Origin of the sequence: Anaerococcus nagyae, from assembly GCF_017874535.1 — a bacterium.
Classification (GTDB): domain Bacteria; phylum Bacillota; class Clostridia; order Tissierellales; family Peptoniphilaceae; genus Anaerococcus; species Anaerococcus nagyae.
Map to the genome: position 1 here is coordinate 12,462 of NZ_JAGGLS010000002.1, position 14,199 is coordinate 26,660.

Here is a 14,199-nt window from a genome sequence, read left to right on the forward strand (position 1 = left end):
AGTTATTATGGAACAACAAATAGACAGACCTCTTGTAGACGAAAATACAAAGGTAGATAGTAAAAGAAAACAAAAAGTAAGTCTTGGTAAGGTATTTTCTGATGGTATATTTAAAAACAACCCAGTATTTGTCCAATTAGTTGGGATGTGTTCGGTACTAGGGGTTTCATCAACTATGCAAAATGCTATTGGTATGGGATTATCAGTTATATTTGTAATAGTTATGAGTAACCTAGTAGTATCCTTACTTAGAAATTTTATAAAAGATGAAATTAGAATCCCAGCTTTTATCGTAATTATTGCAGGATTTGTAACTATAGTTCAGTTAGTACTTAGGGCGTATGTACCTTCTTTATATAAATCTTTAGGTATATTTATCCCACTAATTGTAGTAAACTGTGTAATCCTTGCTCGTGCAGAAGGATTTGCTTCAAAAAATGGTCCTTTAGCTTCAATTATTGATGGACTTGGACAAGGACTTGGTTATACTCTTGCTATCTCAGTTTTAGCTTTTGTAAGAGAATTATTAGGAGCAGGAACAGTATTTGGTAAAACAATAATCCCAGCAGATTATACAATTGGATTTTTACAACAACCAGCTTCATCATTTATAGTCTTAGGAATATTATTTGCAGCTTATGCAGCTCATAATAATAAAAAAGCAAGAACAACTAAATAGGGAGGGAATATGTCAGATTTAATATCAATAATTATTGGTGCAATTTTTGTATCTAACTATGTTTTAGGACAATTCTTGGGAATTTGCCCTACTTTAGGTGTAACTAGCAAGGTTGATACAGCTCGTGGTATGAGTTTTGCAGTTATATTTGTAATAACATTATCTTCAATAGTAACCTGGTTTATTCAATACTACTTACTTGAGCCATTACATATAGAATATTTACAAACAGTTGTATTTATCTTAGTAATTGCATCATTAGTACAAGCAGTTGAAACTGTAATGAAAAAAAATATGCCTAGCTTATATGGCGCTTTGGGTGTATTCTTACCGCTTATTACAACTAACTGTGTAGTACTAGGTGTAGCTATAAAAACAATTACAAACCAATATGATTTGCTTCAAACAATAGTTTATGCCCTAGCAGCATCATTAGGATTTATGCTAGTTATGATGATCTTATCATACATAAGAGAAAGAATTGCAGAAAATGATACTCCAGAAGCCTTTAAGGGTGCGTCAATGAGTCTTATTACCCTAGGACTTATGTCAATAGCATTTATGGGCTTTGCAGGATTATAGGAGTCATTTATGAATGAAATATTATTACCAGTTTTAGTTCTTGGTGTTCTAGGATTTTTATTTGCTACGCTCCTTGGACTAATTAGTTCAAAATTCAAAGTCGAAACATCAGTAACTGAAGAAGCAGTAAGAAATGCTCTTCCAGGTGCCAACTGTGGTGCATGTGGATATCCAGGTTGTGATGGATGTGCAGCAGCCATAGCTAAAGGTGAAGCACCTGTGGATGCCTGTGTAATAGGTGGTCCATCAACAACTGCAAACGTAGCTAAAGCTATGGGAGTTGAAGCTGTGGCAAATGATAATAGACAAGTTGCAGTTGTAAAATGTAATGGTGACTGTGATTCCGCCAAAGATATGTTTGAATATTCAGGATTAACGGATTGTAGAGCTCAAATTGCTTTATTTGGAGGGAAAAAAGAATGTAATTATGGATGCTTAGGTTGTGGAACATGTGAAAATACATGCCCATTTGATGCTATACATGTACATAATGGAGTTGCTAAAGTTGATCGTAATAAATGTGTTGCATGTGGAAAATGTGTTGCAGCTTGTCCAAAAGATATTATAAGCCTAGTACCATACTCACAAAAAGCAGTAGTATTATGTTCAAATCAAGAAAAAGGTAAGGATGCACGTAAAAAATGTGATAAAGCTTGCATAGCATGTACACTTTGTGCAAAAACTTATCCGGAAGGATTTGAGATGAAGAAAAATTTATCAGAAGAAGTTATTAATAACGACTTAGATCCTGAATTATTACAACAAGCTGCAGATAAGTGTCCAAATTCTTGTATAGAAGTATTTAATTAATAAAAATAAGATAAACCGGTTATCCGGTTTATTTTTTTACAAAAAAATACTTATTTTATGCTTAATTGACATTAAAAACTAATAAATGTAAACTCATATAATGAGGCATTTTATTAATCATATTAAAGAGGTATTTTATGAAAATCAAAAAGGGTGATATTATAATATCCATTTCCTTGCTTGTAATAAGTATTTTAATGGCATTTACTATATCAAATAATAATATAGAAAAAATTAGCAACAACACAAGTAAGCTATTAAGGGTTGAGAAAAATTCTAAGCTTCTATATGAATTACCCTTAGATGAAGATCGTGAAATAGTTTTACAGGATAACAACAAATATAATAAGATTATAATAAAGGATGGTAAAGTATATATGAAAGAAGCAAATTGTAGAGATCAGATTTGTGTTCATATGCATCCTATAAAAGAAATGGGTGAAACAATAATTTGCTTACCAAATCAAGTTTTTCTTGAAATAATAGATCCTAATAGTGACACAAATAATGATATAGATAAGGTTGTTAGATAATAATGAAAGATACAAAAACAGTAACAAATATAGCTTTGCTTACAGCAATGGCTTTAGCTATTTCAATTATAGAATACTCTATACCAGTTCCTGTTCCGATACCAGGAGCTAAGCTTGGATTCTCTAATATGATTTTATTATTAGCCTTATATATATATGGATTTAGGGTAGCTTTTTTAGTAGCAATATTAAAATCTTTTTTACTTATGCTTATTACAGGTTCTGTAACAGCATTTTTCTATTCATTTGCTGGTGCAATACTTGCAAGTATTTCTATGGGATTTGCTTTAAAATATTGTAAGAAAGTTTTTAGCTTTATAGGTATAAGTGAAATTGGCGCTTTTTTTCATAACTTTGGACAAATTTTTGTTGCATCAATTGTGATGGGAAATATAAAAATGTATATCTACTTTCCGGCTTTAGTAATTATGGGTGTATTTACTAGTTTTTTTGTAGGTCTAAGTGTTAACTATATAACAAAACATATGGATAAAATAAAATTTGGAGTTAATTCAAATGAAAAAAACAATTAAAGATTTGGATCAAGATGATAGACCTAGAGAAAAATTAATAAAATATGGGGCAGATCTTCTTACAGATGAGGAATTACTTGCAATAATTATTGCTACGGGTAATAAAGAAAAAAACGTCATAGAATTATCAAAAGAAATATTAGATACTTTCTCTTACGAAGATCTTGCAGATATTGAAGTGGCTGAGCTAACACATATTAATGGAATAAAGAATGCAAAAGCCTGTTCTATTGTGGCATCTTTAAGGCTAGGAAAAAGAATCGCTCAAAAAGTTATGGAAAGGGAAATTATAAAAATAGAAAAAAGTGAAGATATTTATAATTATTTGAAAAATGAACTGGCTAATAAAAAGAACGAATACTTTTATGCTATCCTTTTAAATACTAAAAATGTTATAATATCTAAAGAAGTAATAAGTAAAGGAACACTTGATGCATCTTTAGTACACCCTAGAGAAGCATTTAAGGCAGCTATTAAAAAATCGGCTAAAAGTATAATCTTTGTTCATAACCATCCTAGTGGAGATGTGAATCCTTCTAAACATGACTTTTTGACAACAAGAAATTTAGTAGATGCAGGGAATATTTTAGATATAAAAGTTTTAGATCATATAATAATTGGTGATAATGATTATTATAGCTTTAAAAAAGAAAATTTAATTTAGGAGCAAAATAGATGAGTTTAAGAATGGTTGCTACAGATTTTGCCATAGATCTAGGTACTAGCAATATTTTAGTTTATAAAAAAAATGAAGGTATTATTTTAAATGAACCTTCACTCATAGTTTTAGATGAGAATAATACAAAAGTTTTGGCAATAGGTAATGAAGCTAAAGAAATGATAGGGAAGACTCCGAGTAATATTCACGTAGTAAAACCAATTGTAAATGGGGTTATAACTGATTTTAATCTAACTGAAGCTTTACTAAGCCACTTTTATAATGAAGTAAATCCAGGTATGGCATTTCTTCAACCCAAAGTAGTAATCTGTGTACCTAGTGGAATAACCGATATAGAATCAAGAGCAATAATAGATGCTGCACTTCATGCTGGAAGTAGGGATATCATACTTGTAGATGAGTCTTTAGCTGCCGCTTTTGGAATGGGGCTTACTCCAGAAGATCCTAAGGGATTGTTATTAATAAATTTAGGGGCAGGTACTACAGAGGTAGCTGTAATTTCACTTAATGGAATTGTTACAAGTAAAACATTAAACAAAGGTGGAGACTACATAGATGAAGCAATAATAGACCTAATAAGGGAAAACAAAAAACTTGATATAGGTAAAAATACGGCTGAAAATATAAAGGTTGATCTACTAAGTTTAAAAGTTAAAGATGCAGAAAAAGCAATTGATGTTGATGGAAGAGATTTATTAACTGCTGCTCCAAAAACAGTAAATGTATCTAGTAAAGATTTGGTAGACTGTATATTGCCTTTTGCAGATGATGTAGTTTCTATGATTTATGAAGTTTTAGAAAAAGTGCCACCAGAGCTAACTGCTGATATAAAAAGAGATGGATTTGCTTTAACAGGAGCATTTTCTAAAGCTAGTGGGCTTCGCGAATACATAGAAAATAAGTTAGGATTATCTTCATTTATGTCAGAAGATCCAGCTACTGATGCAATACTGGGAGCAGGTAAGATTTTAGAAGATCCAGATAGGTTTTATAAGTATCGTAAGTAGGTAAAAATGGCATATATAAGAAGAAAAAAATCAAACAAATCATTTATAATAACAATTCTAATCCTGATTATTACAATAATTATATCTTCACAGACAAATGTTGTATCAGATACAGGATCTAATCTTGCAAATTCAATACTAAGACCAGTTGAAAAGTTCACATATTCAGTATCTTCTGAAGTAATGGAACAAATAGAAAGAACTGTTGGGTCTAAAGAAACACGTAGTGAAGTTGAAAGATTAGAAGCGGAAAATAGATCATTAGTTATGGAAAATGCAAGACTAGCATCTGTAATTAATAAAGAAGAGTTTTTAAAAAATGAAGCAGAGGCAATTAACGATACACAAAATAAATATATGAAAGCAAGTGTTGTAAATACAGATATTAACTCATTAACTAGTTCATTTACTATCGATAAGGGTAAGAAAGATGGAGTTGCGGTAAATGATATAATCTTACAAGCTGTAGGTGATAGTAAGTACTATACAGGATTAGTAGGAAAGGTAACAGAAGTATTTGATACAACATCAAGAGTGGAAACTATAAATAATCAAGCCAATGATGTCTCATTTATAAATACAAGAAGTGGAGATTATGGAGTGATTGATAAATTTACATCAAGAACGATACAAGGTTATATGTTAGATGTAGAAAGTGAAGCCAAAAACTCAGATGTATTGATGACAAGTGGACTTGGTGGAGTTTATCCTTATGGAATCTACATTGGAACTATAAGTAATGTTTCAATGAGCCAAGACTCGCTTAGGAAAAATATAACAGTAGATTCACCAGTGGATTTTTCACATATATATAGGGTTTTAATTTTAAAAGGAAATACTGATTATTCTATAGATGAGAAAGAAAATTTAGAAAATAAGGAGGAGATTGTTAATGAATAAATTCAAAACTTTTTTAGTATTATTTATTAGTTTTATTCTCCAAACTACGATTTTTTCAAAAATTGATATTTTTGGTGCTAATATCAATTTATTAATTCCTGCCACAGTTGTACTAAGTCAAGTACTAGGTAAAAAGATAGGATCTTATGGTGGATTAATTGTAGGACTTATTGAAGATTTTTTGTTTACTAATTTAATAGGAGTCAGAGCCCTATCTTATTTTTTAATTGGCTCAATAGTAGCAAATGAAAGATTTAAATTCTCAAAGGATAAAACTAGTGGAATTGTACTTACATTTTTAATGACAATTTTAAACTTTCTAATCCTTTCTGCTTTATATTATTTAATTAGACAACAAACAAGTTTTGCTAACTATTTACCTATACCTCTGCTTATAGAGGCAATTTTAAATGCACTAATATATTTACTTTACAAGGCGATTGTAAAAAAAATTATGTATATACCAACCTATAGTATATAAGGGGTGATTGCTAGGTGAGAAAACAAAAAGAAAGAAGATTAATATTCATTGAGATACTTGTAATAGTACTAATGCTAATAATTGTTGGCAGATTATTTTCTGTAATGATAAGTCAGGGCGATTATTATAGGGATTTATCAGATAATAGAAAAGTTAAAGAAGTAGATGAGATTGCAAGTAGAGGAAATATCTATGATAGAAATGGTAAAATACTCGCAACAAGTGTTCCATCTTTTGCTGTACAAATTTATAAAGATCAGCTATTAGATCAAAAAGATGAAAAGAAAATTAAAAATCTAGATAAGTTAGTAACAATATTAGAAGCGGATGGTGTTAATTATACTGATGATTTTGCTATTAAACTAAATTCGTTCACTTACAAAAGAGATGAAGATTATTTTATTTTAGGACAAATGCCAAGTGAAGTTGTAGTTTCGACTCTGATTGACAATGGACTTGTAAAGGAGTTTTTAACATCTGTTTATAAAGATGACAATGTTAAGTACGAGACTATGAGCACTGCACTTCTTGCATTAAAAAAACGTGGTATTGATATACCTGCTCACGTAAGTCAAAAAGATGGAGTTTTAAATGTAAAATTTAAAGATCACTCAGAAAATAAATTACGTGCTATTGGTTACACAAAAGAAGACAATCCAGTAGATGTAGTAATTAATTCTGTTGGAAATGATAGGTCTGTATTATTATCTATATTACAAAATTCAAATGCTAGACTACTTGCCTATAATATCCTTGAAAATAATGATTTGCTGGGAAATATTACTCTAAAACCATATGTAGTTAAAGCAGATGAAGATTTAATAGAAAAAAAAGCTAAATTATCGAAAGCTTATCCAGGAGTAACACTAAAAAGTACACCAGCTAATGATTTTTATGAGATAGTTAAAAGTTCTACAGTTGCTGATGTATTAACTCAGGCTACTGTAAATGAAGATGGCAAATACGTTATTCCAGCAGATACTCTAATACAACAATTAGAAAATAAAGGTATATATGCTAATTTTGAAACAGAAGTTATAACAGAAAATGAAGATGATAAAAATCTTTATACTGTCAAGATAAACTTTAAAAATGCTCAAGCAGGTTCTCCAGTTGATGAGCTTGCAAGGATAGCAGATGAAAATGATCTATTAAAACCACTTATCTTATCAGAAGATGTTAAGTATCTTGCTCAAAATGCAAATACTAAAAATAATATATATCCATCTATAGATATATCTGAAGAAGATCCTGAAAAATGGGATTATACTTTCAATATAGAAAAAAATAATTTTTATACTTATTATGCTAATAAGGATAAAGTTAACCCTAGAGATAAGGTTGTGGAGGTATTAGAAAATGAAGATGATGCAAAAGCTATTTTAGAATATCTAAAAAAAATTAATGGTTTAGAGGATTATAGTGACCCAGAAGTAGTTGGAATTTTAACTATAGATAATCAAGTAATGAGACAAGGTAACTTTGGATATAGGCCAATTAATCTAGTCTATAATATTGATGAATCTACTGTTTTAAAGATAGAAGAAAATATTGACTCTACTTCTGGTATACAAGTTGATACTATACCTATAAGATCCTATCCTAATAGATATCTTGCAAGTCATATTTTAGGATATATGGGACCTATAGCTACTACTGAAGAAGTAGATAAGTATGTGAATCAAAGGGATTATCTAAGAGATGAAATCATTGGTAAAACAGGTATAGAAGAATCTTATCAAGATAACTTAAAAGGTAAAAATGGAAAGAGTCTAGTAACAGTAGATTCCTCTGGAAATAGGCGTCAAACCATATCTCAAACTCCATCTGAACCAGGAGATGATTTATATCTTTCAATTGATATAGATTTACAAAGACAAGCTGAAAAATCTTTAGAAGGGGTCTTAGAAGCTCTTAGAAAAGGAGAGATGTATAAATCAGAGTATGGTTCATTTATGCCATTACGTCAAGCTTCCCATGCAAATAGTGGAGCAGTAGTAGTTTCAAATGTAAAAACAGGTGAAGTTCTAGCAATGGCTTCTTATCCGGAATATGATCCAAATCTTTTCTCAACAGGTATATCACAATCAGATTGGGAAAGTTTACAAGTAGAAGAAGATAGTGGTCCTTTGGTGCCAAGACCTATGCTAAATATTGCAACACAAACTGCGGTTATGCCAGGGTCAACATTTAAGCTTGTAACATCTCTAGCTGCTCTAGAAAATGGTCTTGATCCTCAAGCAGTTATTACAGATTATGGATATGTAGAAGTAGGAGATCAAACCTTTAATAACTTAGCTTGGACAGAGTATGGTATTACCCAAGGTGAGGAAAACTTATACGGAGCAATTAGAGATTCAAATAACTATTATTTCTATGTATTAGCTCTAGGAGAAAATCCACATGATGGTAAGTCCATTGGGACAAAATTAGAATTAAATGACATAAGAGTAGCAGCAGAAAAATTAGGACTTGATCAGCCAACTGGTATTGAAGTAAATATACCGAAAGAAACAACTGGCAATATCCCATCAATAGGCAAGAAAGTAGAAATAACTAAAGCTATGCTACAAAACTATCTTAAAGATAGGTTACCAGTTTACTTAAAAGATGGCGTAAAAAAATCAAAAAGTGAATTTGAAAATGATGTTCTAGAAATTGTAAATATGACATCTAGTCCTAGCAAGTGGACTCGTAGTAAAATTATAGATTTCTTAGATGAAAAAGGATATAATGCAGAACAATCTTTAGGAGAAGATAGAGCAGGACTTGCAGATACTATAAAATTCACATATTTAAACCAAGCTGAATGGGATATTACAGATATGCTTAATATTGTAATAGGTCAAGGTCAAAACTCTTATACACCGATACAAATGAATAGAGCTATAGCAGGTCTTACAAATGGAGGATACTTAAATAAATTAACACTAGTAGATAAGATAACCAATCATGATTCAGGGGATGTTTTATTTAATAATGTTCCACAAAGAACTAGAATAGATTTAAAAGATAAAAAATATCTAGAAGATATTAAATACGGTACACTTTTAGTATCTCAAAATAATAAAATTTTAAATCAAATGCCAGTAGATATAGGAATTAAGACAGGTACTGCAGAAGTAGAAGGTAAAAATCCGGATGGGACAGATTATGATTCTTATGCTTGGATGGTAGGATTTGCTCCTTATGATGATCCAGAGATTGCGATTAGTATAGTATTAACTCAAGGAGATACATCCTATAATGCTTCTCCTATTATGCGAGACTTAGTATCTAAATACTTTGACTTAGATGTATTTATATCAAATTCAGGTGATACAAAACTTGATGCAGATATAACTGAATTAGGAGATTCTGTTACAAATGGCGATGAACCAAACATTAATCCAGACGAGTTAAATCTAGATGATGATGACCCTATAAGAAATGATAATCAATCACAAAATAAGACAAAAGATACAACTAGTAATTAGAGGTGAATATGCAAATATATGTTATAAATGGACCAGATGGAATAGGGAAGATTGACTTTTCAGTTAATCTTGCTGAAAACTTAAAAAATTCCAATAAAGTCTTACTAATTCAAGGAAAAAGGAAGGCTGCATCTAATATAGAAGATTATTTTAAAAAAGATGGAATGATTACCTATGATATAGCTGATTATTTTACAGAACTTGCTCCTCTTTCAATGGTTGTTATCAATCAATATGATAATTTGGATTTTATAATTAGTCCTTTACTTGAAGATAAATATGAAATAAAAAGTGAAGATATAAAAAAACTTTTATCAGATGTTTCCTATGACTATGTAATTATAAATGGGATAGATAAAAATCTATTATCGGATAAATATGTAATTGACATAGTAGGTGAAAATGACCTATCTTATGTGAGCGATAGTGATGCATTTTTTATAAATAGAGTTTCTGATGATTATGATGTTAGAAAATATAAGGATCAAATTGATAGTAAAAGCTCAAAATTTCTTGGAACAGTAAAAGAAGGCGGATATTTTCAAGAAATTATTGAAAATCTAAAAAATGAAAATGAAGTAGAAGTTGCTAAAATAGGATTCTTTGAAAGATTAAGATCTGGATTCAGAAAATAAAAATTAGGACTTAGCAAAGCTTAAAGCTTTTGACTAAGTCCTCTTTTTTTTGCTTTGATAAATTTTTTATAGCAATTTCTCTTTTTAATGCTTCTGATTTATCCGATATTTCTTCGAAATACACGAGTTTACATGGACGATGAGATCTAGTATATTTTGCACCTTTTCCACTATTATGTAAGTCTATTCGATTATCAAGGTCTTTGCACCAGCCAGTATAAAGAGAGTTATCTTTACATCTTAAAATATATACGTAACCATAAGTCATTAAAACATATCTCCTAAAACTTTATTGATTATATCAAATTCAAATCCCTTGGAGGCAAGGTATCTATAAACTTTTTGCTTATTTTCTAAAGAAAAATCTCCTTGGGCTTTTTTATTAGCAAAATTATAAGCTTTTTCATATTCTTCTTCATAAGTAATATCATCTAAATAAGCTTCAATTAGATAATCTGCTATCTTTTTTGATTTTAGAGAGTATCTAATTTTATTTTTTGACCACCTAGATATACTATGCTTATCAGATATATATGATTTTACATAGGATTCATCATCAATTAATCCGTAATCTTTTAGAAATGCTATAGTTTTTTCTATAGTACTGTTATTAAAGTCATTAGATTTTAGTAACTTCTCAATCTCAAAACTAGTTTTTTGTGCATATGATATTTTTGATAAGGCAAAAATTTTTGCCCTATTAAATTGATCATCTGCTAAAATTATTTTGTAAGTATCAAAGCTGATTTCATCATCTATTTGTATGTTTAATTCATTATAAAGGTCATAAGATATAAAAAAATCTTCCCCATCAATAGTTAATATTACTAAATTAAAACTATCTGAATAATTAATTTTTTTAACAATCATAGACCAGCAATAGATATATATGCATTATATATAATAGGAGCTACCATTGCTATTGCTATTACTATAGCAAAAATTTTTAAAATTGTTTTTTTATTTTTCATAGTTCACCTCATAAATATTTTACTAGTAAAATAAAAAAAAACATTTTAATAAAAATAAAAAAAATCTTGACAAAGGTAGGCGAATAGTATTATAATAGATCTTGCAGTTGAGAATGCATGAGGCCATTGGGCATCTTATATTAAATGTATATTAAGTTAATGTAAAAATTATTTTAAAAAAACTTGACATATATTTTATATAGTGTATACTAGATAGGGTAGTGACCTGGTGGGTATGGTCCAGTTGGTTAAGACACCTGGTTGTGGCCCAGGAGGCCGTGAGTTCGAATCTCACTACTCACCCCATGCGGGATTGGCGGAATTGGCAGACGCGCTAGACTTAGGATCTAGTGAGAATTTCTCGTGAAGGTTCAACTCCTTTATCCCGCACCAATGCTTAAAGAAGATGCTGAATAATCAGTGTCTTCTTTTTTTGTGCTTATAATTATAAATAGACCTTTATTTTTGATTTTGTTTCTAAGATCTGTTAAAAAAAATGAAAATAGGTTATAATTTATAGTAATAGGAGGATGTTTTGCAAAAATTTAAAAGAGTAGTTTTAAAATTAAGTGGTGAAGCTCTAGCAGGTAACAAAGGTTTTGGTTTTGATGATGATGTCATAGAGGAAATATGTATATCAATAAAACAACTTCATTTGCTAGGAGTAGAAATTGCAATTGTTGTAGGTGGTGGTAACTTCTGGAGAGGTAGATCAGGAACTACTATTGATAGAGCAAGTTCTGATAACATAGGGATGCTAGGTACTGTTATGAATGGTCTTAGAGTTCAAGGGTCTCTTGAAGAGATGGGTTTGGATACAAGGCTTATGACAGCTATTGATATGAAAGAAGTTGCTGAACCTTATATTAGGCGCCGTGCGGTAAGGCATCTTGAAAAGGGTAGAATTGTTATATTTTCTGCAGGAACTGGTTTACCATATTTTTCAACTGACACTACTGCAAGCTTACGTGCTCTAGAAATTGGGGCTGATGTAATCCTTCTAGGAAAAACAGGTACCGATGGAATTTATGATAAGGATCCTAATATCTTTGATGATGCTGTTAAATATGATAAATTAACTTATAAAGAGATCTTACAACAAGAAATTAAGATTATGGATACTACAGCAACAAGTCTTGCTATGGATAATAAGATGCCTCTTATAGCTTTTGGTATAGATGATCCAAAAAATATGGTTAGAATATTTAACGAAGAAGATCCTATGGGTACAATCGTAAAGGAGAAGTTTTAAATGAATTATGACGAGATAAAACTTACAGCTGAAAAAGAAATGAAAGAAGCTGTTGAGTCTTTTGAAAGTAGAATTGCAACTATTAAAGCTGGTAGGGCTACTGAAGCAGTCTTAGATGGTATAACTTTTGACTATTTTGGAACCCCAACTCCAATTAATCAAGCTGCTACCGTTTCTATTCCAGAGGCAAGACTTTTAGTTATAAAACCTTGGGATAAGAATAATATTGCACCTATTGAAAAAGCAATTATTAAAGCGGATATAGGAATAAATCCTCAAAACGATGGTGAAGTTATTAGATTACCATTCCCAACTCTTACAGAAGAAAGACGTAAAGAGTATACAAAAGAAGTAAATAAATATGGTGAAGATGCTAAAATTTCTATAAGAAATAAAAGACGTGATGCTATGGATGAAGTAAAGAAAAGCGAAAAATCTGGGGATATCACTGAAGATGATAGATTTTCACTAGAAGAAGAACTTCAAAATATTACTGATAAGTATATCAAAGAAGTTGAAGTTCTAGCAGAAAAGAAAAATAAAGAATTATTGTCAGTGTAAATTGAATAGATTAGATAAAAACAAGATTAAAAATATTTTAAATAAGGATATATCTTCTACCAAAATAAATAGTAGGATTTTATCCTTATTTTTAAAACAACTGTCTTTATTACTTAGCTCAGGAATAGGATTGGATAAGAGCCTATCTATTATTGAAAAACAAAACTTAGATAAGAAGTTAACTAAGGTTTTAGTTAACATAAATCAAGACCTAGATAACGGTTGTTCTATTTATGATGCTTTTTGTAATAATAGAAAATTTTTTGATCCATTAATTATAGCTTTTATAAAAAGTGGAGATGAAAGTGGGAAGATGGCTGAGATATTAGATGAGCTTTCATTTTATATAGAAGAAGATTCTAAGAACAAAGCTGTCTTTAAACAAGCTTTAATTTATCCAATTATATTACTTGTCGTATGTATTGCTATTGTAGGATTACTAGTAAATTTCGTATTGCCTACATTTCAAGATGTTTTTGATTCTTCAGGGCAGAGTTTACCAAAAGCTACAATAATCTTAATGGAAATTGCAAACTTTTTTAAAGATTACGGACTAGTATTTATGATTTTTATTGTATCTATAGTTATATCTGTTCTTATATTGAGAAAGGATAAATATATGAGATTTAAACTTGACAAATTTAATTTTTTAAAATTACCTTTTTTCAAGTTTAGGAGACTTAAGTTAGAATATCAGTTTACTTCTCTTTTATATATCTTGAGGAGTGGAGATATAAATATAGTTTCTAGTTTAGCTATAATAAGAGATTCGTTTACCAATACATACATAAAAAAGATAGTTGATGATTTGATGATAGATCTTAAAAATGGGTATGATTTAAGCTCTAGTTTGGCTAATAAAAATCTATTTTCTCCTCTTTTCTTATCTATGATTAAGATTGGAGAAGATAGCGGAAATCTAATAGAATCTCTAAAAAAGTCTAGTGAGTATTATGCTAATGATTATATCTATAAATTAAGAAGAATGTCACAAGTTGCAGAGCCTGTTATAATAATACTTATGAGTCTTATTGTGGCTTTTGTAGTATTTTCTGTAGCTATACCTATATTTGATTCAGTCAACAATATTGCTTATTAGG

16 protein-coding genes and 2 tRNA genes are annotated in these 14,199 nt (G+C 30.0%); 16 read left to right on the forward strand and 2 right to left on the reverse strand.

Annotated features, from left to right (window positions below):
- The first annotated feature begins 7 nt into the window (after positions 1-7).
- From rsxE to J2Z39_RS02200, 11 genes are all read left to right on the forward strand, one after another.
- Positions 8-679, forward strand: a complete 672-nt coding sequence (gene rsxE, locus J2Z39_RS02150; RefSeq protein WP_209813561.1) for an electron transport complex subunit RsxE — start codon at positions 8-10, stop codon at positions 677-679.
- 9 nt (positions 680-688) lie between these two features.
- Entirely contained in the window at positions 689-1,261 is a 573-nt protein-coding gene (locus J2Z39_RS02155) for an electron transport complex protein RnfA (protein ID WP_209813563.1), read from the forward strand.
- Between the two features lie 9 nt (positions 1,262-1,270).
- Complete coding sequence (locus J2Z39_RS02160; RefSeq protein WP_209813564.1) at positions 1,271-2,071, forward strand: RnfABCDGE type electron transport complex subunit B; 801 nt, start codon at positions 1,271-1,273, stop codon at positions 2,069-2,071.
- A gap of 137 nt (positions 2,072-2,208) precedes the next feature.
- Positions 2,209-2,604, forward strand: coding sequence for a NusG domain II-containing protein (locus J2Z39_RS02165; RefSeq protein ID WP_209813565.1), 396 nt, complete (start codon positions 2,209-2,211; stop codon positions 2,602-2,604).
- 2 nt (positions 2,605-2,606) lie between these two features.
- Positions 2,607-3,137, forward strand: a complete 531-nt coding sequence (locus tag J2Z39_RS02170) for a Gx transporter family protein (protein ID WP_209813566.1) — start codon at positions 2,607-2,609, stop codon at positions 3,135-3,137.
- Positions 3,121-3,801: a RadC family protein gene (radC, locus tag J2Z39_RS02175; RefSeq protein ID WP_209813567.1), complete on the forward strand. Its 681-nt coding sequence runs from the start codon at positions 3,121-3,123 to the stop codon at positions 3,799-3,801. Before J2Z39_RS02170 ends, radC begins: the two co-directional genes overlap by 17 nt.
- 11 nt (positions 3,802-3,812) lie before the next feature.
- The gene (gene mreB, locus J2Z39_RS02180) at positions 3,813-4,823 is read left to right on the forward strand and encodes a rod shape-determining protein (RefSeq protein ID WP_117520794.1); all 1,011 of its coding nucleotides are present in this window, start codon (positions 3,813-3,815) and stop codon (positions 4,821-4,823) included.
- 6 nt (positions 4,824-4,829) lie between these two features.
- Entirely contained in the window at positions 4,830-5,723 is an 894-nt protein-coding gene (gene mreC / locus J2Z39_RS02185) for a rod shape-determining protein MreC (RefSeq protein WP_117520796.1), read from the forward strand.
- Positions 5,716-6,204, forward strand: a complete 489-nt coding sequence (gene mreD, locus J2Z39_RS02190) for a rod shape-determining protein MreD (protein ID WP_117520797.1) — start codon at positions 5,716-5,718, stop codon at positions 6,202-6,204. Before mreC ends, mreD begins: the two co-directional genes overlap by 8 nt.
- 14 nt (positions 6,205-6,218) lie before the next feature.
- On the forward strand, positions 6,219-9,680 hold the full coding sequence (locus tag J2Z39_RS02195; RefSeq protein WP_209813568.1) for a penicillin-binding transpeptidase domain-containing protein: 3,462 nt from the start codon (positions 6,219-6,221) through the stop codon (positions 9,678-9,680).
- Between the two features lie 8 nt (positions 9,681-9,688).
- Positions 9,689-10,315 carry a P-loop NTPase family protein gene (locus J2Z39_RS02200; RefSeq protein ID WP_117520801.1) on the forward strand — a complete coding sequence of 209 codons (627 nt, stop codon included), beginning with the start codon at positions 9,689-9,691 and terminating at the stop codon, positions 10,313-10,315.
- 10 nt (positions 10,316-10,325) lie between these two features.
- On the opposite strand, the gene J2Z39_RS02205 is transcribed toward J2Z39_RS02200, so the two are convergent.
- The gene (locus tag J2Z39_RS02205) at positions 10,326-10,583 is read right to left on the reverse strand and encodes a GIY-YIG nuclease family protein (RefSeq protein ID WP_209813569.1); all 258 of its coding nucleotides are present in this window, start codon (positions 10,581-10,583) and stop codon (positions 10,326-10,328) included.
- Positions 10,583-11,185, reverse strand: a complete 603-nt coding sequence (locus J2Z39_RS02210; protein WP_209813571.1) for a regulatory protein RecX — start codon at positions 11,183-11,185, stop codon at positions 10,583-10,585. Before J2Z39_RS02210 ends, J2Z39_RS02205 begins: the two co-directional genes overlap by 1 nt.
- A gap of 330 nt (positions 11,186-11,515) precedes the next feature.
- Here J2Z39_RS02210 and J2Z39_RS02215 point away from each other — a divergent pair.
- From J2Z39_RS02215 to J2Z39_RS02235, 5 genes are all read left to right on the forward strand, one after another.
- A tRNA-His gene (locus J2Z39_RS02215) sits at positions 11,516-11,592 on the forward strand.
- A 1-nt stretch (position 11,593) separates the two neighbouring features.
- A tRNA-Leu gene (locus J2Z39_RS02220) sits at positions 11,594-11,679 on the forward strand.
- A 142-nt stretch (positions 11,680-11,821) separates the two neighbouring features.
- Positions 11,822-12,538 carry a UMP kinase gene (pyrH, locus tag J2Z39_RS02225; RefSeq protein ID WP_117520807.1) on the forward strand — a complete coding sequence of 239 codons (717 nt, stop codon included), beginning with the start codon at positions 11,822-11,824 and terminating at the stop codon, positions 12,536-12,538.
- The gene (gene frr / locus J2Z39_RS02230) at positions 12,539-13,099 is read left to right on the forward strand and encodes a ribosome recycling factor (RefSeq protein WP_117520809.1); all 561 of its coding nucleotides are present in this window, start codon (positions 12,539-12,541) and stop codon (positions 13,097-13,099) included.
- A gap of 1 nt (position 13,100) precedes the next feature.
- Entirely contained in the window at positions 13,101-14,198 is a 1,098-nt protein-coding gene (locus J2Z39_RS02235) for a type II secretion system F family protein (RefSeq protein WP_209813573.1), read from the forward strand.
- Position 14,199 lies beyond the last annotated feature (1 nt).